This is a genomic window from Ekhidna sp. (assembly GCF_963691765.1).
Classification (GTDB): domain Bacteria; phylum Bacteroidota; class Bacteroidia; order Cytophagales; family Cyclobacteriaceae; genus Ekhidna.
The window spans coordinates 1,644,331-1,666,793 of the sequence record NZ_OY829375.1 but is presented as its reverse complement, the minus strand read 5'-3'; the positions used below and the strand labels follow the sequence as shown (position 1 = coordinate 1,666,793).

General features: G+C 38.1%; 17 protein-coding genes. 15 read left to right on the top strand and 2 right to left on the bottom strand.

Going from position 1 to position 22,463, the window contains the following annotated elements; all coding sequences use genetic code 11:
• Window positions 1-41 precede the first annotated feature (41 nt).
• The 4 genes from ACY650_RS07765 to ACY650_RS07750 all read left to right on the top strand — a co-directional run bounded on the left by ACY650_RS07765 (window position 42) and on the right by ACY650_RS07750 (window position 3,650).
• Window positions 42-1,580, top strand: a complete 1,539-nt coding sequence (locus tag ACY650_RS07765) for a YifB family Mg chelatase-like AAA ATPase (protein ID WP_462253424.1) — start codon at window positions 42-44, stop codon at window positions 1,578-1,580.
• A 58-nt stretch (window positions 1,581-1,638) separates the two neighbouring features.
• Window positions 1,639-2,391 (top strand): SH3 domain-containing protein, encoded by a 753-nt coding sequence (locus ACY650_RS07760; protein ID WP_462253422.1) that lies wholly within the window; start codon window positions 1,639-1,641, stop codon window positions 2,389-2,391.
• Between the two features lie 15 nt (window positions 2,392-2,406).
• On the top strand, window positions 2,407-2,958 hold the full coding sequence (locus ACY650_RS07755; RefSeq protein ID WP_462253420.1) for a Crp/Fnr family transcriptional regulator: 552 nt from the start codon (window positions 2,407-2,409) through the stop codon (window positions 2,956-2,958).
• A gap of 62 nt (window positions 2,959-3,020) precedes the next feature.
• Complete coding sequence (locus ACY650_RS07750; RefSeq protein ID WP_462253418.1) at window positions 3,021-3,650, top strand: hypothetical protein; 630 nt, start codon at window positions 3,021-3,023, stop codon at window positions 3,648-3,650.
• Between the two features lie 28 nt (window positions 3,651-3,678).
• Here ACY650_RS07750 and ACY650_RS07745 read toward each other — a convergent pair whose 3' ends face one another.
• Together ACY650_RS07745 and ACY650_RS07740 are read right to left on the bottom strand one after the other, a co-directional pair.
• A complete protein-coding gene (locus ACY650_RS07745) occupies window positions 3,679-6,243 on the bottom strand; it encodes an FtsX-like permease family protein (RefSeq protein WP_462253416.1) in 2,565 nt (854 codons plus the stop codon).
• On the bottom strand, window positions 6,243-6,566 hold the full coding sequence (locus ACY650_RS07740; protein ID WP_462253414.1) for a PadR family transcriptional regulator: 324 nt from the start codon (window positions 6,564-6,566) through the stop codon (window positions 6,243-6,245). Before ACY650_RS07740 ends, ACY650_RS07745 begins: the two co-directional genes overlap by 1 nt.
• 197 nt (window positions 6,567-6,763) lie before the next feature.
• Here ACY650_RS07740 and ACY650_RS07735 point away from each other — a divergent pair, with 197 nt between their 5' ends.
• The 11 genes from ACY650_RS07735 (at window position 6,764) to ACY650_RS07685 (ending at window position 22,429) form a co-directional block, all read left to right on the top strand.
• On the top strand, window positions 6,764-7,102 hold the full coding sequence (locus ACY650_RS07735) for a PadR family transcriptional regulator (protein ID WP_462253412.1): 339 nt from the start codon (window positions 6,764-6,766) through the stop codon (window positions 7,100-7,102).
• Window positions 7,103-7,105: 3 nt separating this feature from the next.
• Complete coding sequence (locus ACY650_RS07730; protein WP_462253410.1) at window positions 7,106-9,724, top strand: ABC transporter permease; 2,619 nt, start codon at window positions 7,106-7,108, stop codon at window positions 9,722-9,724.
• A 2-nt stretch (window positions 9,725-9,726) separates the two neighbouring features.
• Window positions 9,727-12,348 (top strand): ABC transporter permease, encoded by a 2,622-nt coding sequence (locus tag ACY650_RS07725; protein ID WP_462253408.1) that lies wholly within the window; start codon window positions 9,727-9,729, stop codon window positions 12,346-12,348.
• Between the two features lie 71 nt (window positions 12,349-12,419).
• On the top strand, window positions 12,420-12,752 hold the full coding sequence (locus ACY650_RS07720; protein ID WP_462253406.1) for a PadR family transcriptional regulator: 333 nt from the start codon (window positions 12,420-12,422) through the stop codon (window positions 12,750-12,752).
• 2 nt (window positions 12,753-12,754) lie between these two features.
• On the top strand, window positions 12,755-15,340 hold the full coding sequence (locus ACY650_RS07715) for an ABC transporter permease (protein ID WP_462253404.1): 2,586 nt from the start codon (window positions 12,755-12,757) through the stop codon (window positions 15,338-15,340).
• Window positions 15,341-15,516: 176 nt separating this feature from the next.
• The gene (locus ACY650_RS07710; protein ID WP_462253402.1) at window positions 15,517-16,083 is read left to right on the top strand and encodes a 5-formyltetrahydrofolate cyclo-ligase; all 567 of its coding nucleotides are present in this window, start codon (window positions 15,517-15,519) and stop codon (window positions 16,081-16,083) included.
• A complete protein-coding gene (gene tpx / locus ACY650_RS07705) occupies window positions 16,076-16,576 on the top strand; it encodes a thiol peroxidase (protein WP_462253400.1) in 501 nt (166 codons plus the stop codon). The genes ACY650_RS07710 and tpx overlap by 8 nt, the downstream gene beginning before the upstream one ends.
• A gap of 187 nt (window positions 16,577-16,763) precedes the next feature.
• On the top strand, window positions 16,764-19,178 hold the full coding sequence (locus ACY650_RS07700; RefSeq protein ID WP_462253398.1) for a TonB-dependent receptor: 2,415 nt from the start codon (window positions 16,764-16,766) through the stop codon (window positions 19,176-19,178).
• Window positions 19,178-20,299 carry a DUF4249 family protein gene (locus ACY650_RS07695; RefSeq protein WP_462253396.1) on the top strand — a complete coding sequence of 374 codons (1,122 nt, stop codon included), beginning with the start codon at window positions 19,178-19,180 and terminating at the stop codon, window positions 20,297-20,299. Before ACY650_RS07700 ends, ACY650_RS07695 begins: the two co-directional genes overlap by 1 nt.
• A 206-nt stretch (window positions 20,300-20,505) precedes the next feature.
• Window positions 20,506-21,612: a hypothetical protein gene (locus ACY650_RS07690; RefSeq protein ID WP_462253394.1), complete on the top strand. Its 1,107-nt coding sequence runs from the start codon at window positions 20,506-20,508 to the stop codon at window positions 21,610-21,612.
• A complete protein-coding gene (locus tag ACY650_RS07685) occupies window positions 21,584-22,429 on the top strand; it encodes a tetratricopeptide repeat protein (RefSeq protein ID WP_462253392.1) in 846 nt (281 codons plus the stop codon). Before ACY650_RS07690 ends, ACY650_RS07685 begins: the two co-directional genes overlap by 29 nt.
• The last annotated feature ends 34 nt before the right edge of the window (window positions 22,430-22,463 follow it).

The window sequence follows — 22,463 nt, the reverse complement described above, 5'->3', positions numbered from 1 at the left end:
TAATCAGACCTAATCAAGAAATTAAGGTTTAAAGAATACGAATGCTAGCAAAAACTTATGGAAGCGCTGTTTATGGCGTAGACGCCTATAAAATCACAATTGAAGTTAATGTAGGTCAGGGCACAAAATTTTTTATGGTTGGGCTTCCAGATTCTGCTGTCAAGGAAAGTGAACAGCGAGTAGAATCGGCTATTAAGAATTATGGGTACAAAATGCCACGGCAAAAGGTAGTTGTAAATCTTGCTCCGGCTGATATTAAAAAAGAAGGTTCTTCCTATGATTTGCCAATTGCCCTTGGAATATTAAAAGCCTCAGAACAAATCAATGCTGATAAGCTCGAAGAATATGTCATAATGGGAGAGTTGGCTCTTGATGGCACACTACGCCCAATCAAAGGCGCTTTACCAATTGCCATCGAGGCCCGTAAGAATGAATTCAAAGGGTTCATACTGCCTAAGGAGAATGCTGTTGAGGCAGCTATCGTTGATGGACTTGATATTATAGGAGTTAATGATATAAATGAAGCAATTCTACATCTTGAAGGTGATCAAATTATTCAACCATTAGCTTATGATACGCGTGATGTTTTTTATGCTGATATAGATAACTATGAATCTGATTTTTCAGATGTTCAAGGTCAGGAGAACATAAAACGGGCGATGGAAATTGCTGCCGCTGGAGGTCACAACGTGATCATGATTGGTCCTCCAGGCGCTGGAAAAACAATGCTGGCGAAACGACTTCCTTCAATTCTCCCTCCGTTGACTTTACATGAAGCATTGGAGACCACGAAGATTCATTCGGTAGCGGGTAAACTAGGAACGGAAGGGAGATTGATCTCCCAAAGGCCGTTTCGGCAACCGCATCATACGATCTCTGACGCTGCACTAGTCGGTGGTGGAGGCATACCGCAACCAGGTGAAATATCTCTTGCAAATAATGGAGTTCTTTTTCTCGATGAGTTGCCGGAATTTCAACGCTCGGTCCTGGAGGTTATGAGGCAGCCATTGGAGGAAAGAAAAGTTACTATCTCAAGAGCAAGAGTATCCTTGGATTACCCTTCCAACTTTATGCTAATAGCTAGCATGAATCCTTGTCCGTGCGGATATTATAATCACCCTGAGAAGGAGTGTGTTTGCGCCCCAGGAGTGGTCCAGCGATACCTCAATCGCATCAGTGGACCATTACTAGATCGAATAGATCTTCATGTTGAAGTTACGCCTGTGTCTTTCGATCGGATGACAGAAAACAGAAAGACAGAATCAAGTGCTGTCATAAGAGAGCGGGTCATTAATGCTCGAGAAATTCAAAAGGATAGATTTAATAATCAGGCAGGGGTTTTTAATAATGCAATGATGAGTTCAAACATGGTAAAAGATGTTTGCGAAATAAATAGTGCTGGAAAAGCACTATTGAAAACAGCCATGGAGCGTCTGGGATTATCTGCAAGAGCATATGATCGAATATTACGAGTTTCTCGAACCATTGCAGATTTGGCAGATTCAGAATCCATTGCGATTGAACATTTAGCGGAAGCTATTCAATATCGTAGTTTAGATCGTGAAGGATGGGCTGGATGACTTTTGATTTAAGTGTATTTCTAATTAGAATAGTAGGATAATCTAACAACGAATAAAAATGAAAAATCTCTCACCATTAGTCCTGGTGTTCTTTCTAATTGCGTGTGGCGGTCAGAATGAACAATCATCAGAAGCAGAAAATCCAGAAAAAATTACTCAAGAGGCTCAAGTTGTAGAAGAAAAACCAGCAGTTTGTATTTGGGATAAAGTATCAGTAAGAGATACACCTGCAGCTACCGGAAAATGGAGAACTTCAATCAGCATCGGAGAAACACTTACCTATTTAGGAGAAGATGCGATTGATTCACTAGATAAAAATCGAAAGTATTCTAAGGTGAAGTTAGCTGATGGTACAGAAGGGTGGTCAGCTAGTGATTTTATTATTGTTGATGGGCGTGTGGCGGTCTTCTTAAATGAAAAAGACATTTACAAGCGCCCAGATTTACTCACCAAATCTGACAAAAAGTTTAGTCAAATGGATATCGTGGCAATCAAGTCGGAACAGGATGATTGGGTAGAGATTACCGGTAAGCGTTCTGAAGGTAAATGGATCGAAAGCGGCTGGGTCAAAAAAGGTGATCTCTCTACAGAAACTATCGATGTGGCTGTAGCAAAATTTGCTTCAGAAGCGATGGCTAAGGAAGATGTTTCAGAGCAAATTGACGGATTAAATGAATTGCTGAACAATTCAGATTTTGCTGGTTCATCTTTTATTCCTGTTGTTCGTGGGACGGTTGAAGAATTGATCGGACCGGCAGAGATAGTTGTAGAAGAAATAGTTGAGTCAGATAGCTTATCTGAAAATCAGTAAGTCAAGCTCAGTCAATTGTACGACTCCTTAATCAATTCAATAACATCTTATGCTAGTCTTTCTGAACAAGAGATCGACTTATTCATTGAAAAGCTAGAAACCAAGAAGTTCTCCAAAGGAGAGCTTCTTTTAGCTATAGGTGAAACATGCATGGGTTGGGCCTTTGTTAATAAAGGAAGCTTCAAAGAATACTACACCGATGAGGAAGTAAATGAGGTAATAACCAACTTATTTACGGATGGTACATGGGCCTTAAATCACACGAGTTTTACCGGAAGGAAACCTTCGAAAAGTAAAATTGAGGCATTTGAGGATAGTGAGGTTTTTTTCATCAATGTTGAAGATTTACACGATCTTATTCACAAGTCGCCTTCTTACTTTGCTTTAGGAAAAATATTAGAGGTGGAGGCGAATAGGCTACAATCGACTGCCACGCCAGAAGAAAAATACCTTCAGCTACTTGAACAAAACCCTAAGATCATCCAGGTATTTCCATTGAAATTTATTGCATCATACTTAGGAATGACACCTGAAACATTAAGTCGGGTTAGAAGAAAAATTCAATAACATTTCTTGATTTCGATCAAGTGCCAATTGCCAGACCGGCACCTATGTTTGTTCAAAAAAAGATGGAACTTAAAGAACAAAAAGGAGCTGGGCTTTCCTTAATTCTAGGCTCATTATTAATGATTGTCACCATGGTGTTGCACCCAGTAGGTGGTGATTTCAATCATCTGGTAAATATTTTTACCATGGGTAAAATAGCCCATGGAATAGCTATTCTTTCCTTGCCTTTTGTCACTTACGGATTTTGGGGACTTACAAGGAGGCTGAAAGAAGAGCCATTTTTATCCAATGTAGGATTTACTATCGTATTGTTTGGACTAATTGCTGCCATGCTCGCAGCTGCCATCAATGGGTTTGTCCTTATGGATTTTGTAAAATCATATAAAGATGCATCTCAAGATACAATTGATTCATTGCAGCCATTCTTTGTTTTGATTAGAAAATTCAATCATGCATTTGATTTTGTTTTCATCGGAGGCATATGCCTTTCTATCTTGTTTTGGTCACTTGCCATTATTAAAACAAAAGCCCTTAATGTTTGGATTGGATATTTCGGAGCTATCCTCTCTACTCTAGGGATTATTCTGTTCGTATCCGGCTATGAGTTAGTTCACTTAGTAGAATTTAGAATTTTTGTTTTCGGCAATGCTGCCTGGATTTTATGTGCAGGCATATTCTTGAGAAGAGAATAAATGCAGATTCAAGATCTGAGTAGTTCATCTACTCAGATCTTAATTGTTCTGCCGGATTAATTTTGCTTGTTTGATAGACTTTATATCCTATTGCTATCACTACGATACCCATTACGACCAAGGTAGCTTTAACAAAATGATCTACTCCCGAACTAATGTGATAGGCGTAAATAATGTCAAACACACTCATTAAAATGTAGTGGCTAGATGCTAATCCAATAATTGATGCGATTCCGAGAAGCCAATAAAGATCTTTGCCTAGCAGATGGATGATGGTATTTCTTGAAGCACCTAGTACTTTTCTCACACCGAATTCTTTGCTTCTCTTTTGAACTTTGAGCGAAATCAATGTGTAAAGTCCAAGCATTGATATAAGAATGGAAATGATTGCCATAAATAGGTTAATCTTAACGAACACACCATTGGTCCCTCTAACATTCTGCTTGATATCTTCTTGGGGAAAACCATTATAAAGTTCTTGTGGAAATGCTTGGTACCATACCTGCTCCATTTCACTGTTGATGATATTTTGATCACCAGACACTTTGGCCACCATATAATTGTAGTGTTCTTCTGGGACATGTCGAATAACAGTTGGTTTGATTTTATTTGACCCCATGATGCTGTGAACATTAAAATCATCTACCACGCCAATTACTGTAAATCGATCATCCTCTATTTTGATGGTTTCATTGAGTAGGTCTTTTCCAAATTGTTTTTCGAGCATTGTATTGACAATTACCTTATCGGAATTGTCACCCAATTTTTTAAAGAATTCACCTTTTTTTAATCTCAGACCCATTATTTCGGCATAATCCTGACCGGTTTGAAGCATTGTAATGGAGATATCTGTTCCATCCTGATCAAGGTATCTAGCATATGTCGAGAATCCGATAAGGTGACGTGATCCAGCAGTGGCTGTTACACTGGGATCTTTTTCTAGTAAATCTGCCAATACTTGATATTGCTCTGGACGATTTAGCGGGATATTTACGATCTGATCAATGTCATACCCGCGATCAAGTTCATCTTGAAAGTACGTATTGTCTACATTAAGAAATAGACCAAATATGTTGTAAAAGCACAGCGAAAATTGGAAGGTAAGGAGCACAATCATCAGTTTATTTTTTCCTGATAGAGCGACCTTGTCTTTAAATATTTTAAGTGTTGAAAATTTTGAGATGTATAGTGATGGATATGCTGCTGAAAGCACAGTCACAATTAATATTAGAACTATGGCAAATTGGATCATAGTAACGAGAGGAACCCGATCCAATTGGATTAGTTCACGCTGAAACATCGCATTGTACGCAGGAATTAGGATCGCAGAAATCCCTATTGATACGATGACTGCAACGGATATTAAAAAAGTATTTTCAATCATAAACTGAGTGATCGTACTTTTTCTATTCCCACCCATCACTTTTCTAACGGCAATTTCTTTTAGTCTTTTTCCGGATAGGGCAATGCTGGTATTAATGAAGTTAAAGCATGCCAATAAAAGAATAGAAATAGCGGTGCCAGCAATACCATATACAGATGAGATATGAAGGTGGTTTTGAAAATTTCCGAATCTCAAATTGCTTTCAAAAGCCGGCCAATCCAAGATATTACTTAAGCTGTAAGAATCAATATGATAGCGTGGTAATGCGTTATTTCTTGGTTCTTTAAGTAGCTCAAGTTCTGCCTTGATTTGATTCAGTTGATTATTATCTGAGTAGACAAACGTACCATCTACATAATCTTCCCAGTTCTGAGGATCAACTGGGAAATGCGGTGTGAAGTTTTCGAACGAAGTAATTAGGTCTTGTCGAAAACTAACATTGGTAGGAGGAGTTGCAAATACATCGCTTACCAAAAATGACTGTTCATGCTGATCTGGGAAAACTACCAACACAATTTTTCCTACTGGATATGGCTCATTAAACAACTTAGAAGCTAGCTTCTCAGATATGGCTACTTCATTTATTCCAGGAGGCTTAATGGATAAGCCATTTAAACTTGATAATGGTAGTCGATCGAAGAATTCATTGTCAACAAAAGCTACTTTGGAAGAAAACAGGTGATTGTGCTCCCGTATTGCAATACTTCTTCCTGTGTACCTAAAAGCTTCAATACCAGAGCCTTTCAGACTTGGTGCTAAAGCAATTGAAGTTACCCCTAAGGTAGACTTGCCGATTCTTGACCCATTGATTTTGTAAATGTTCTTAGCTTCCTCGAAGGATTCATTGAAGGTAGCATTGAACTGATAGTTGAAGTAAGCTATCGTGCATATCGAAATGGCCAATGCAAGACCGAAAATATTAGCAAACACATAAAATGGATTAAGCTTGATTGCTCTTATTGATGTTTTAAGATAGTTTTTAGGAAGTCTCATAATATTTGTTGGGATAGGATTGATGGATCGAATTACTGAAGGTCGAAGCATTTTTAATACTTCTTTGATATAAATGCGTTTTGCTTTTCGCAATCCGAATTCTTCAACATTCTCAAAGAAGGCTTCTTCAAGGTCTCCTTGGAGTTCTTCAAATAATCCTGGTTCGCAAAACCATTTAAAGAATCGCAGTGAAAATTTTGGTGGTTTGTGTAGCATCAGATACTGAATTTTGGTGCTAGACTCCACATTTCTTCTCGAATTTCTTTGGCTTGCTTAAGAGCCATTTTACCGCCTTGAGTTAACGTGTAAAATCGCTTTCTTCTACCCCCTCTTTCTGCTGTAGCTCCGCCAACATGAGATTCTAAGAATCCTTTTTCTTCCAATCTGCTAAGAGCTGCGTGTAAGGCTCCACGACTCATAGATCGATCGAGACGCTTGCTTATTTCTTTTTGAATTTGAAGGCCATACGCCTGATCATCTAAAATAAGTACAGATAGCAAGACGATCTCTTGAAATTCTCCCAGGTTAGTCCCTTTCATAATAGTCTTTTGATTTGTTTCAGTTTTGAAGACCAAACGTAGACAAAGATTATTTGTTTCACAAATGAATACATAATAGAAAATAAGATTAGAAAAAGTCTTTTGTAACCCTTCGTTTGATCTTTCGTTATACTTTGACATTCTATGTATATAGAATAATTAGTATACTTGCGTATAATAGTATTAAAATGAATGGTATGATTTCTAAAAATCTGACTGCAGCATCAACTAAACCGATTATTCTGGGCATTCTTAAGCAGGGTAATAGTTATGGGTATCTGATTATTAAGAAGATTAAAGAGCTGTCTGGAGGTAAGATGGAGTATTCAGATGGAATGCTTTACCCGGTACTTCATAGACTGGAGAAAGATGGATTGATAAAATCCAATTGGACCATGGATGGTGGTACCAGGCCTAGAAAGTATTATGAAATTACTGAACTAGGTAAGGAGGAATTAGTGACGGAGCAGGCCCAGTGGGATCAGGTAAATGCGGTACTAAATACGCTTTGGGACATAAAACCAACAACCACATAGGTCATGTTTAATCTGGAACTCGAAATCAATAACTGGATAAAAAAACTGCAAAAGCAACGCGCTTTTGATGAAGGTATGCTTCGCGAAATGGAGTTGCATTTAAGAGATCATGTAGAAGATCTACTCACTCAAGGACTAAGTGAGATAGATGCGTTTCAAACTGCCATCAAGGAATTTGGTGAGGTAAATGAAGTTGCCGAAGAAGAATTTTCAATTATAAAAAGGAAGACCTCTATCAGGTCAATATTATTTAGGACTATGCTTAATAACTATTTTAAAACAACGCTGCGAAGTATGATGAAGAGCCCTCTGAGTTCTTTCATCAACATCTTCGGTCTAGCAGTGGCAATAGGTGCATGTATGGTTACCTACGCTTTCATCGATTTTGATATGCGAGTGGATCGCTTTCATGAAAATAAAGATGAAGTTTTTCTTACTACATACTCTGTTAACAGAGAAGGAAAAGAAGTACGGTATGGAAATGCGCCAGCACCTCTAGCTGAGATGCTAAAAACAGACTTTTCTACCATTAAAAATGTCACAAGAATCCATGATGTAAATGTCATTGTAAAGCACGATGATATAGTTTTTCATGAGCAGGTAAGGTATGTAGATCCGTCCTTCTTGGACATGTTTACATTTCCGTTGAAGTGGGGTTCAAAGAGTTCGCTGAAAGATGCTAATAGCATTATCATAAGTGAAGAAATGTCCAAGAAATACTTTGGTGATGAAAATCCTGTTGGAAGGGATCTCAAAGTCATAGCAAGTAAAGATCTATCTAAGGTATTTCGAATTGGTGGAGTAGCCAATAAATTTCCTAAAGCTAGAATCATTGAGTTTTCCTTTCTTGTAAACTTTGAAAACATGAAGGTGATGTCTCCATCATTCGACTTCAATGATTGGCAAACACTTTTAAATGGCACATTTATTCAAGTTGAGAAAAATACAGATCTGGACGGAATTAGAGATCAAATGGTTAAGTATAAAACGCTACAAAATTCAGCTGAATCAGAATGGCCAATTATCTCATTTGATTTTGTTTCATTGCACGATTTACACCTAGCATCAGGAAATATCAGAGATGATATTTCGTATGATGGCTCAGAAGAAGGCCGCGTTGGATTGCCATTTATTGCTTCTTTTATATTGGCACTTGCTTGCTTTAATTACCTCAATATTGCTATAGTTTCAGCTTCAAAAAGGCTGAAAGAAATTGGAATGCGGAAGGTGATTGGTGCAAGTAGAAGGTCTATTATTTTTCAATTTTTATCTGAAAATCTATTCTTCACTTTTCTTGCCAGCGTAATCGGTTTCATTTTAGCTTCAACAATTTTCTTGCCCTGGTTTGCTAGCTTCTCTGATATAAGCAGCGAGTTTGATTTACTAGATGGTAATATGTGGCTTGTGTTAATATGCACGCTAATTTTTACTGGTATTGTTTCTGGAATCTACCCAGCATTATACATTTCAAAATTTCAAGCAGTTGAAATCTTTAAAGGCACCTTGAAATTTGGGAAAAAGAATCTGTCGACGAAGGTTCTGCTTACCCTACAGTTGATTTTAACATGTGTAGGAATCGGTTTTGCTGTAATATTTGCTCAAAACAGTTGGTATCAAGCGCAGCGAACATGGGGATATCATAATAAAGATGTTTTATACGCTGAACTTTCGCAATCCTCTGATGTCGAGAAATTAAGAGCTTTGATGCTGCAAGAACCTGGTGTAATAGCGATCTCTGGTTCAAAAAATCATCTTTCTCAGAGTTCTAAAAGAACCACGATTCATTTTCCTGAAAGTCAATATGAGGTACGGGAGTTATCTGTGGATGCAGACTATCATTCTACCTTGGGTCTTACATTAAAAGAAGGCAGATTATTTAAGCCGGAATTTGAAAGTGATAAAAACTCAATAATCGTCAATGAGACGTTTATTGAAAATTTAGACATCATTGAGCCAATTGGACTAAAATTAAAAATTGATAATGTTTCATACAGAGTCGTGGGTGTGGTAGAGGACTTCCATTTCAATAATTTCTTCTACCCTATTCATCCTTCAATATTCACACTGGCTAGTGAAGAATCTCAGCGATTTCTTAGTATGAAAGTTTCCGAAAAGTCTAAAATTGAAAATTTCAGAGCTTTACGAGATCACTGGGCCACTTTATTCCCTGAGACCCCTTTCAATGGTGGTTTTCAAGACGAAACATGGGTAGGCTTTTATGAAGATCTTGAAATGATGAAGCGCTTTACAAGAGCCATCGCAATGGTGTTTGTAATCTTAGCCAGTTTGGGTTTGTATGGGTTGATCCAACTTAATATCAAGGGAAGGGTTCGAGAGTTTAGTATTAGAAAAACACTAGGAGCTGGCGTTTTGAACCTGACAAACAGTATCACAAAACAATACTTGATCATTTTCGGTATAGCGATCATCCTGGGAATTCCATTTGCTCATGTACTAAATGGAGCAATGTTAGGGATGATGTTCGCTGATCCATTGCCATATGGCTATATCGGATCAATAGTATCAGCCATTCTGCTGGTGTTTGTTCTTATAATGGTAATTGCTACCCAAGTAAGAAAAGTCGTAAAATCTAATCCAGTTGAAGGCCTCAAAACAGAATAACTATGTTCGATCTCGAGAAATCAATAAGCAAGTGGCTAAAGGCTTTTAGAAAGCATCCTGCATATGATGAGGCATCATTTTATGAAATGGAGCTTCATCTTCGCGACCACATAGAAGACCTTGTTTCTAATGGCCTATCTGAACAGCTGGCCTTTGAACAAGCCGTTGCCGAGTTTGGGGACATTCCTAAGGTTGCAAAAGAAGAATACCAAAATCAGCAAAGAAAAAGGACACTCGGCAGCGTACTCTATTCAACATTGTTTAAGAACTATTATAAAACAACGTTGAGAAGCATGATGCGAAATCCGCTTAGCTCCTTCATCAACGTGGTAGGCTTAGCGGCAGCTATTGGGATTTGTCTATTTACTTACTCGTTTGCGCAGTGGACGTACCGTACGGATCAGTTTCATGAGAATAAACACGAGGTATTTCTTGCCACGTTCTTAGCTAATCGGGATGGCAACCTCAAACAAAATGGAAAGTCTCCAAGGCCACTAGCAGAGGCGATGAAAGAGGACTTCCCACAAATAGAAGATATCTGTCGGGTTGAAAATATTTATGGCGTAGTTAAACAGGGAGATTTCGTTTTTCACGAGCGATTGACATTCGCAGACCCTTCTTACCTTTCAATGTTTACATTCCCACTAAAGCTTGGAGATAAGTCTACCTTACGAGATGTCAATAGTGTGATTCTTAGTGAATCCAAAGCAGAGAAATTCTTTGGAAAAACCAACCCAATAGGACAAGACATAAGCATCAAGTTCGGTACGGGAGAAGCAAAAACCTTTGTTGTTACGGGAGTTGCGGAAGATTTTCCTGCATCCTTATCCTTCAACTTTCACTTCCTTGTTCATTTTGAAAATATTGAAAGTGATTTGTCTTATGATAAAAATGATTGGGGGTCATTTACTGATGCCACTTTTGTTCATTTAAAGGATACTTCAGAGCTGCTTCAGATTGCTGCGGCCATGGATAAATATCGACTTCTTCAAAATCAAACGAAAGAAGATTGGCAAGTTGAGTCTTTCCGTTTTGAGCCACTTGCAACCTTGCACAAACGATCTGCCAACATTCGATCTGCTATATCTCAAAGCAGCGAAGAAGGGTATTCTTCCATTATTTTTCTTTCGTTCGTAGGCGTTTTTATGCTGGTTCTCGCATGTTTCAACTACATCAATATTGCGATAGTTACAGCATCTAAGCGCTTAAAAGAAATAGGAATTAGAAAAACAATAGGTGCGAATCGGCGCACATTGGTTATCCAATTTTTGTCGGAAAACTTAATCGCGACCACATTGGCCTTAACCATTGGAGTCTTGATGGGAGCTTACCTTTTCATTCCATGGTTTGAGTCGCTATTTGCCTTTGATATGGGTTTTAGATGGACGGATACAGCAATGTGGATTTATTTACCGATCATTCTTTTGGTTACCGCATTGATTTCAGGCCTTTATCCAGCGTTTTATATTTCAAAATTTCCAGTTACAGGTATACTTAAAGGGTCGGTGAAGTTCGGTAAAAAGAGCCCTTTGACCAGGGTTATTCTTGGATTTCAACTGGTGCTTTCCTGTATGTTCATTACCTGTGCAATCATGTTTACTCAGAATGCTGAATTTTTAGCAAACCGAAGTTGGGGATATGATGAAAACAGTGCCTTATATGCTGAAATACATGATGAAGCAGGATTCAAAAGGTTAAAGTCACTGTTGGAACAAGAGACAGATGTAGTAGAAATTTCTGCTTCACAACATCATCTTGGTAAGAGCAGTTTATCAACAATTATCGAATTGCCTGAGAAGAATTTTGAAGTAGAGCAGATAGCTATAGATGCTAATTATATGACTACTCTCGGTGTAGACTTAATTACTGGAAGAGGGTTTGTTGACTATTCGGAGGGAGATAAAAAATCGATTATAGTTAATGAGCAGTTTGCTAAAACCATAGTTCCAGAGAACACCATTGGATCTACTTTAAAAATTCAAGGTGAACGATTTACAATCGTTGGCATCGTAAAGGATTTTCATTCGTACAGCTTTGATGAGAAGTTAGAGCCAACGTTTTTTAAACTAGCACATCCATCCGAGTATAAGTTTATTTCTATGAAGGTAAGGGAAGGCAAACAAGATAAGATGCATAAGAAACTTCAAAAACATTGGGCATCGGTATATCCTGAAACACCTTTTGCTGGAGGCTATCAGGAAGATGTATGGGGAATGTATTTTGTTGAAATTGGCATTCACGGAAAAGTATGGAGGGGTATTGCAGCAATCGCAATACTACTGGCAGGATTAGGTCTTTATGGACTGGTGACTTTAAATGTAACTGGAAGAATAAAGGAATTTAGTATTAGAAAAGTTTTAGGAGCTAGAGTTGGGAGTCTTGCTAGAATCATCACTTATCAATATCTACTGCTTTATGCAATTTCTCTGAGCATTGGAGCATTAATTAGCTACTTCATGATTTCATTCATCTTCGATTTTGCATACACGTATCACATGCCTATTGGAATTGGAGGAATATCTCTTGCAGTAATAGTACTGGTAGTTGTGCTTATTGCAGTAATAGGAGCTCAAATGTCTAGAGTTTCAAAGTCCAATCCGGTGGAGGGATTGCAGTCAGATTAATTTATTTATTCTATAAAGTATAACAAATTAATATTTGCTCCGTATATTTGTTATATAAAATAGAATAAATCATGTCTAAAGATCATATTGGTGAGTTAGAAGAATTGATATTGCTCCTCATACTTATGTTGAAAGAGGAGGCATATGGATTGGCTATCAGAAAAGCGCTCAAAGAACAAGCAAATCGGAATGTAACAATAGGAGCCGTGCATGGAACGGTTAACCGATTGGAAAGCAAGGGATTCATTGAATCTAGCATGGGTGGCGCTACTGAAGAAAGAGGTGGTCGCAGAAAGAGGATTTTCAGCATAACTGCTTCTGGCAAGAGTATTCTCCAAAAGAGTAGAGATGTCAAAGTCAATTTGTGGCAGCAGATTCCCGAACTATCCATTGAAAAGGCATAACCATGGCTGCATCTAAACCTCCAAAATTTGCCGAGCGAATTCTCGGATGGTTCGTCAAAGACGAACTCTTAGAAGAGATCTTGGGTGATCTTTATGAGTATCATTCCGATAATTCGAACCTATCTCGCTGGAAAAGAAACCTATACTATTGGTTTCATGCATTCAATATGCTGAGACCTTCATTATTCAAAAACCTTTCGGGTAGATACAAACTCAATTATTTCGGAATGATACAAATGCTTTTTAAACTCAATTTCAGGCAGATGCGAAAGAAGTTATTGCTTACATCTATAAGCCTGATCACTCTTATCACTGGTATTTTGAGCTTTCAACTGACACTTAGTTGGATAAAGAACGAAATCTCAATGGATGATTTCCACTTCAATAAAGATCGAATTTCTGTCGGTGTTGCGAGGCTCAGTCCCGAAAGTAGTCTAATCGCATTTTCTATATCTGTTTTATACAGACTTGATTATTCAGAATTCTCGGAGATTGATAAATCCATGTATATCTATACCTACATGCCCGATGAAATCAAATTTCATTCGGACAATGTTGCCTATGGGGGTAAAGGACTTGTTGTAGACAGTACATTTTTTGACTTTTTTGATTTTGATCTGGTTGTTGGAAATGAGGATGTGCTTAATGACCCGTCCAACATAATTGTCACCGATGATTATGCACAAAAAATATTCGGCGACGAAAATCCAATAGGTCGTGTGGTTGAAATTACCTGCGACCAAAAGGGACAATATCAAGTTGCTGGAATTGTCGAAAGCATCCCATCAAATAGCTCAATAACATTTGACTTTTTAATCCCTAGCCATTCAAAAAATAGATGGAGACGAGCTCCTCAAGATTTTATAATGACCAAGAAAGGAGCTGACTTGGATGTGCTCAATAAAAAGCTAACCGAGATTTCGATGGCTAGTGAACGTTTTCCAAACAGTGAGGCATTTTTTTATCCATTCGAAGATGTGTATGAGGATAAACCGTTCAACATCACGCTCTTCTCGAAATATGGAAATGCTGGAAACCAGAAAACAGTGACATTGATCTGCTGGGCATTGCTATTGATAACAATAATCTGCTATACCAATTTGCAAACCTCTGTTCAATTGGTAGAAATGGATAAAGTGAAACTCAAACATTTGGTAGGAGCTTCTAAAAATCATCTTTTAATGGAATGGATGGTGCGCGGATTTATTCACTTTGTTATTGCGGCTGGGATTAGTCTTTTGCTCTATCATTCGATGTTTAGCAATGTTGTAAGTTTTATTGGATTGAACCTTGACAGGGAGCCAGTTCTTGATAGCCTAATTATCACCTCAGCTGTTTTCTTTAGCATCTTCTTGTCATTTTTAATTGCATCAGCAAATGTCTTTAGAAGTCTTAGAGACCTTAATGTAAAAAAGGAAAAAGCAATAATCACCATAGGGCATCCAAGACGCATCATGGCAGTTGTTCAATATGCAATCACCATTGTACTCTTAATAGGTTCAGCTATAGTCACTTTTCAGTTGAGATTTATGCACAATAAGAACTTAGGTATTCATGATAAGGATATCGTAACAACTAGCTTTTTTGATGTACTTCCAGATGCAAATCAGGATAGCATTAAGAGAGATGATGTGGAGCGCCAACATGCGTACGTTCTAGAAAGCTTAAGTAGGCATCCGGATATTACTGCAGTCTCACAAGCAAGGGAACCGCTAGGGTTTGCATATGACTTACCCTTTAAAATTTCCTCATCTAAGGATGACTTTATTCCAATCAAAACCTTGAATACTGATCCTGGTTTCTATGAAATTTTTGAAACTCCATTAATTGAGGGCCGCTACTTCGATGATAGAGATGAGAATGGCTCTTTAAAATTGATGATTAATGAAGCAGCAAAAAAATTCTTTAATATTGATAAAATAGAAGATGCACGTTTGACATTTAAAGTTGATAATGAATCATATGAGATCATCGGGGTATTAGAAGATTTTCACTTTGAACATTTATCACAGGAAATTCAACCTTTAATCTTAACCTATTTTACACGTTTGGATAATGAGATTATTATCAGGTATAAAAGTGGTACAGATAAAAGTTCATTGGAATATGTGGAGTCGATTTACAGAGAGGTCAATCCTAAAGGTATATTCACCGCAAGTTTTTTTGAAGATAAAGTCGCTAGTCAGTACGACAAAGAGGAAAAGGTTGGAAGACTTTATGGAATATTTAGCTTCATAGCTATTTTACTTTCTTCGGTAACCTTATTCTCATTTGTCTACCATGAAACCAATAGAAGGACAAAAGAAGTTGGCGTGAGAAAAGTGAATGGTGCAACACCTATAGATATTTTCAGGCTCTTTAGTTTCTCATTCCTAAAGTTGATTCTACTATCCTTAATCATTTCAATTCCATTTGGTTGGTACGTTATGGAGCAGTGGTTAAATAATTTTTCAAACAGAATCAATCAAGAACTTTGGATGTACATTTTCATTGGACTTATTGTTTTCACCTGGGCGCTCTTGGCAATTGTATGGCACACAATCAAAGTGGCGAGACTTAATCCTATTCAAAGTTTGAGATATGAATGAAAAATCTCTAGTCTTTATTTGAGGATCATAAACTAAGCGTATTTGTAAATTCACAAGTATTTTTAGAGTTGTTTTAAAACATTTTAAGCCTGAGAAATAAATCAAAATGGTGTGATTGAGATTGGTCAGGGTTTGAAATGAAGAATACAAATAGGAATTGACTCGATTGGCTGGCAATGTTAAGTAAATCCGATATTAGAAAGGTAATTCTTCAGTATCGAAAGATGTCTGATAGCTTAGTATATGCTCGACGCAACAAACAATTATGTGCAGCTATTTTAGAATTCATCAATCGAAGAGAAGTCAATATAATTCACGCATTTCTGGCCATTAAGAAAAATAGAGAGCCCGATGTCTCACCTTTGTTTGAAAACTTTTGGAGTACGGGAAAAAGCATTATTGTTTCGAAAACAGATTTTATGCGCAAGCATATGGAACATTATTATTTGAATGCTGACACAAGTTTAATTCTTAATAAAAAAGGGATTCCGGAACCTGATAATGCTAAAAAGGCATCTTTGGACAATTTAGACGCGATTTTTGTACCACTACTGGTATCTGATAAGCTTGGATATCGCATCGGCTATGGCGGCGGTTATTACGATCGACTTCTTGCGGAAACAAATACATTAAAAGTGGGGTTATCAATGTCACCTCCTGTAGATGAAATTCATCAAAAGGAGGATTGGGATGTCCCATTAGACTATTTAATTACACCTAACAAAATCTATAAGTATGGCTAAAATTACACTCGGAGGAAACGAGACAAACACTATAGGAAATTTACCTGAAGTTGGTTCACAAGCACCTGACTTCCATTTGGTAAGGAAAGACATGCAAGAAGTCACTCTTGCAAGCTATCATGGACAAAAAGTGATCATGAATATTTACCCGAGCATCGATACCGGTGTTTGTGCGATGTCCACTGTAAAGTTCAATCAAGAGGCGTCCAAGTTGGACAATACCCGCATCATTTGTGTTTCGAAAGACTTGCCGTTTGCTCTTGCACGCTACTGCCAAGCAGAGGGAATTGATAACCTTGATAATCTTACCAACTTTAGAGATGGAGGTGATTTTGGAAAGAACTATGGTGTTGAAATCATAGACGGAGCATTTGCCGGCCTCAATGCTAGAGCGATAGTTGTTGTAAATGAAGAAGGTGTAGTTACTTACACAGAATTAGTACCAGAAGTTGGCCAGGAGCCAAATTATGAGAAAGCACTTGCTTCTCTTTAATGTCATCATGGTGGGAATGCCATTTCCCACCATTTTAGATCCATCAATTTAGATGAGAACAATGCCGCTAAGCTCAGAGATGCAACCATTCACTATTTTTTTGCATTAAGTCTCTGTTAATATTGAAACTATTTGATCCTTGGCACGTCTTTCGATAGGTCATTAAGTAAAACGAACCGCTACCAATTTGAAAAAGATACTGCTTTTGGCACTTTGCTTGCCATTTTTTCTTGCAGCTCAAGATAAATATACAATTAACGGTTATGTGAAAGATGCTGCCAATGGTGAAGCCCTCATTGGTGCTACGGTCTTGATCACAGAACTGGGTACTGGAAATATCACCAATGTTTATGGTTTTTATTCCATCACACTACCTGCAGGTGACTATACGGTAGAGTTCAGATACCTTGGTTTTGTTACTCAGAAGCAATCAATTTCGTTGAATGAAAACACCCGCTTAGATATTGAATTGGGTGAGGAGCAGACAGCCTTGCAAGAAGTAGTTGTGACGGCGCGGCCAGAAGATGAAAACGTCTCCTCAACAGAAATGAGTGTTGCTGAGCTTGATATCAAGACGATTAGTAAAATTCCTGTTTTTGCAGGAGAAGTAGACATCATTAAGAGTATTCAACTTTTACCTGGTGTCTCATCAGTTGGTGAAGGTGCGTCTGGGTTTAATGTACGAGGCGGCGGGGTAGGACAAAACCTAATCCTTTTGGATGAAGCACCGGTATATCAGAGTTCTCACTTGTTTGGGTTCTTTTCCGTTTTTAACCCTGATGCGGTTAAAGATGTTAAGCTCTACAAGGGAGGAATTCCTTCAAGATACGGTGGGCGCCTGTCCTCAATCCTGGATGTGAGAATGAAGGAAGGAAATAGTAAGGAACTAGATGTTTCTGGTGGAATCGGAACGGTTTTTAGCAGACTTACTGTTGAAGGTCCGATTAAGAAAGACAAAGCCTCTTTCATCATTGCAGGAAGACGGTCTTATGCAGATATTCCTATCCGATTGTTTACTGATTTACTCAATGATGGAGCAGCCCTATTTTTCTATGATTTAACTGCAAAGGCCAATTACAATATCGATGAGAAAAATAAAGTGTTTGTTTCTGGTTATTTCGGACGTGATGTCTTCAAGTTTGATGAATTGCAAGGTTTTAATTGGGGGAATCAAACTGCTTCCGTGCGTTGGAATCACCTTTTCAACGATAGATTTTTTAGCAACTTCACAGCGTTTTACAGCAATTACGATTATGCCTTCGAAGTGGGCAATACTGACGAAGATCAGTTTGATTGGAATTCCAAAGTTCAAACGATCAACTTCAAACCTCAATTTTCCTATTTTCTGGATCAAAGAAATGAGTTGACATTTGGTGGAGAGCTGCTTTACTACACGTTTTTTCCTGCCAACGCTGTTGGTTTTACCTCTGGAAATAGAATTGACTTGAGTTTAGAAAAGAAGAACGCACTTGAAACAAGTTTGTATATAAGTAATAATCAAAAGCTTACTGATGACCTTTCTATTGAATATGGACTTAGGTATTCAAACTTCAACCACCTTGGCCCTGCCAATCAATACACGTTTGGAGATACACTTGCCGGTGAGCGTAAACCCGTAATAGACACTACTAGGATTGGTAATAATGAATCGGTGGCATTTTACCAGAATCTGGAACCAAGATTTTCAGTTAGATACAAGTTGTCTAAATCGTCATCAGTAAAATTCAGCTACAATCGTATGAATCAGTACATTCATTTGATTTCAAATACAGTAGCTGCTACGCCAATCGATGTTTGGCAACCAAGTACGAACAATATTAGACCCCAACAAGGAGATCAGATAGCGTTGGGATACTTTAAGAATTTTAAGAACAATGAATTTGAGACTTCTGTAGAAGCTTATTATAAGCGAACCAGGAACCAAGTCGACTATATAGATGGAGCAGATCTATTCATCAATGATTTGCTTGAAGCGGATGTTTTGTCAGGGAAGGGAAGGGCATATGGATTAGAATTTTACGTAAAGAAAAATGCTGGAGACCTTACTGGCTGGATAAGTTATACCTTATCACGTTCTGAACTTTTAATTGATGGCATAAACTACCTGCCGAACAGTACGGATCGAGCCGGAAGGTGGTATCCAACTCGGTTTGATCAGACACACAACCTTAAAGTTGTCGGAAACTATAAAATCAAGGAACGTAAAAACTTGTCAGCGACATTTAGCTATATAACGGGTACACCAACTACGTATGCGATTGACCGAATTAGTGTAGCGGGTCATGTAATTCCGATAAATAACGGCAGTAGAAATAACTTTAGGATACCCGATTATCACAGACTCGATGTTTCCTACACCATTGACTACAACTGGGTTTCTAAGAAAGGAAAAGCAAGATCTAGCAGCTTGGTGCTCTCGGTATATAACCTTTACAACCGGAAAAATGCATTTGCAATCAACTTCACTCAAGAGGATGATCGTGTAAACTACAGGCAGTTAAACAATCTTAATCTACCAACCGGGCCTGTTAACACGTCAGCTTTTGAGACATCAATTTTGTTCTTTGTTCTGCCTTCAGTCACTTATAATTTCAAATTCTAATGAGAAAGTTTCTATATCCATTAATAGCGTTGGTAATCCTTTCTTGTGAGACGGAGGTTGATCCAACATTGGAATCATCTTTAAATGTACTAGTCGTAGATGCATGGCTAACCAATGATGATCCAACGCAGCACATAAATATTACCAGATCGCAATCTTATTTTGATAATAGCGACCCAGTCAAAGTCTCTGGCGCAGTTGTAACTGTGACAGATCTCACGGACTCTTCAGTACCGGTATTTGAATTTACTGAGCGTGAAAATCGATATACATGGGAAAGTACAGACGGTAATCCTATAGGAATCATTGGGCATCAATATAGACTTGAAGTGCAGGTAGATGGTGCTTTATACACTTCCACTACTCAACTGAATGACGCTCCGCCGATAGATAGCATTAGCTTCAGGTTGGAAGAGGGCAATGCATTTTTTGATGATCTGGTATTTGGTGAATTCTTCGCCACCGATCTTGAAGGAGTGGATGATACCTATTGGATCAAGGCCTGGAAAAATGGAGATTTCTTAGGTAGCCCTGGTCAAATTAATATCGCTTATGATGCCGCTTTTTCAAGGGATTCTGACAATGATGGTGTTCAGTTTATTCAACCCATCAGAGACGGAATTAGCACGATCGATGAGTCGCGAGATGAAGAATCACTTTCGCCATTTAACCTTCCGGACACGTTACTGTTTAATGGAGATACACTTCTGTATAAAACAGACAGCACTATATATGGGATAGTAATCGAAGAAGAGATATTCTTTGAAGTGCCGGATGTTTTTGTAAACAACAACGTCCCAGATTATCAGCTTTCCTTGCCATTAGATGATGAAAGATATATTCCTCTGGGAGACACCGCACTCTACCTTCAAGGTGACTCTGTATATGTTGAAATACATTCCATCTCCAATGAGGCTTACTTCTTCCTAAACCAGGTAATTACAGAAACTACCCGAGAAGGAGGTTTTGGAGCTTTGTTTGCTACGCCATTAGTCAATGTCTCTACGAATATTGTTCCAGACAATGAGAATAATATTGTAGCTGGATTTTTCAATATTGCTGCGGTTACCAATGGTGGGAATAGGTTGCGTGAGGAAAGCCAGATTAGAATATTGGATTGATATCTCGATTAAAAGATAAATCCAATGTCAAGATAATTATCGTATTTATACCAACGACATTTATCGCTGTGATGCGATAGATAGCTGGTTGGTGATAGATGCCCTGATCATTCTGTGATCAGGGTTTTTTATTTAATGAAATGTTAATGGTCATTAATTATCAGCGAAAGATTTTTTTGAGCACTATTTTAGACAAAAATTCACCTGTGACCAGACTACTAATCCTTGTCGCCATTGTCATGGTTTCATGCGAACCACAGATAAGCGATCATCCTGTTTTTAAGTATTATCCGCCCACTGAAGTTTTAGAGGATGGATATGTAAGTAAGTACTACCGACATTATTATCCGAAAAATTCTGATCAAAACGCATCCACAGAAATTGGGTATTCCAAATACAAAAAGGTGAGTGACAAAATCTTATTAAACAGCTATAATGCTGGCTTTGATCACTCAGGTATTTTGGAATCTAGGGTATCAGGCACCCAAATTTTCACTGAACGAGTTGTTGATATAAATCAAATTGACACGATTGAAATTGATATTATTTCATCAATTAGAGAAGATTGGGGCGCTCAAAAAAATGAGCCTTATGAATTAAAATATGTTTTCAACGAAAAGGATTACAGCTTCACTGAAAATCAGCTCGACGTTTACGATACACTAATAGATGGAGCTGCAGCTAAGGTTTTAGTTACGGAATCATTTTATCGTGATTTAGAGACGGATGAAATTGTTAATCAATTCAAAAGCAAAGACATATATGTGGAAGGCTTGGGCTACTATTCCACAACTGCTGACTTTGAAAATTTTCGAATGGAGCTAGAGCTAGTAGAACAGATGCCAATAGAAGAGTTCGAACGCAGAGCAGACCATGATAAGCATAGAATCGCCTGGATTGATCCAGATAAAACCTTAGATTCAGACGCAGAATTTAAGATATGTGGTGGTGAAAGGCGTATAGCAGATTACTACAACTCCACTCCGGATGGAAGATACATTCATGGAAAAAGAGCAATGTTGGATACCATTTTTAACAACTTGGATGAAGCAAAATTGCTGGAACAAAATGGTAGGCTGACATTCAGGTTTGTAGTAAACTGCGAAGGTCAAACTGGTCGATTTATTGTAAATGGTTACGATTTTATGTACCAGCCGATCAAGTTTGAACAGGAAACAATCGATCACCTATACGGGATACTAAGAAAGTTAGAATCGTGGAGGCCTGTTGTGCTGCAAGACGAATCAAGAGACGCATACTTTTATATCACATTTAATATTGAAGATGGCAAAATCACCGATATTCTTCCTTAATATTTTACTACTAGTAATGACTGTTAGCTCTTGCTCCGAGCGGCAATGGTATAAGAAAGAATTTTCCGAAGATACCATGAAACAGTATGGTCCTCAACTTAGAGCCGGTAGGGGATATTACTATCAAGGATCTGTGCCGGAGCAGTTCCAGCTCGACGAGTCATTTAAAATGGATTCAACAGATGCGGATCTCTGGAGAGAATTTGGCACCGCGCGAGTAAAGAGAGGAATTGCAGATGAGATGTATTATTTCTATGATGGAGCGGTAAAAAGAAAACCGGAAAAATGGGCTGGGTTCAGAGGATACCTATACCTCTACTTTTATCGCGATTATTATCGCGCTATTGAAGACTTCAACTTAGGGGATGAGGTAAGCGGTGAAGTACAGCATTCGCAAGGGCAAAACCATGATTACATGAGAGGTATAAGTTACTATGGGCTTGGCGAATACCAGACTGCGATTGAATCGCTTGACAAATACATCAATAAGGTGGTCGAGGAAGAAGGAGAAGAATGGGTTGATGTTTACGCTTTTCTTTATAAAGGCCTGTCTTTAATAAAAATGGAACGCTTGGATGAGGCGATTATAGAATTTGATCGAGCCTTGAAGTATTATAAAAACCTTTCAGATTGCTTTTATCATAAAGCACGAATCTATGTTTCCAGAGGTCAGTTTGATCTTGCGATGAAAGAACTAAGGCTCGCAGAGCAATATCATAAAGAAGGGTATTTTCATCAGAGACCTTATGTGGAAGTGCTGGAGCAGGTTTACATTCAAGACATTCAGAAACTGATAGTTGAGATTAGCACTAGCTGATAAAAAAGCCCAGCAAGATGAAGAGAGAAAACCT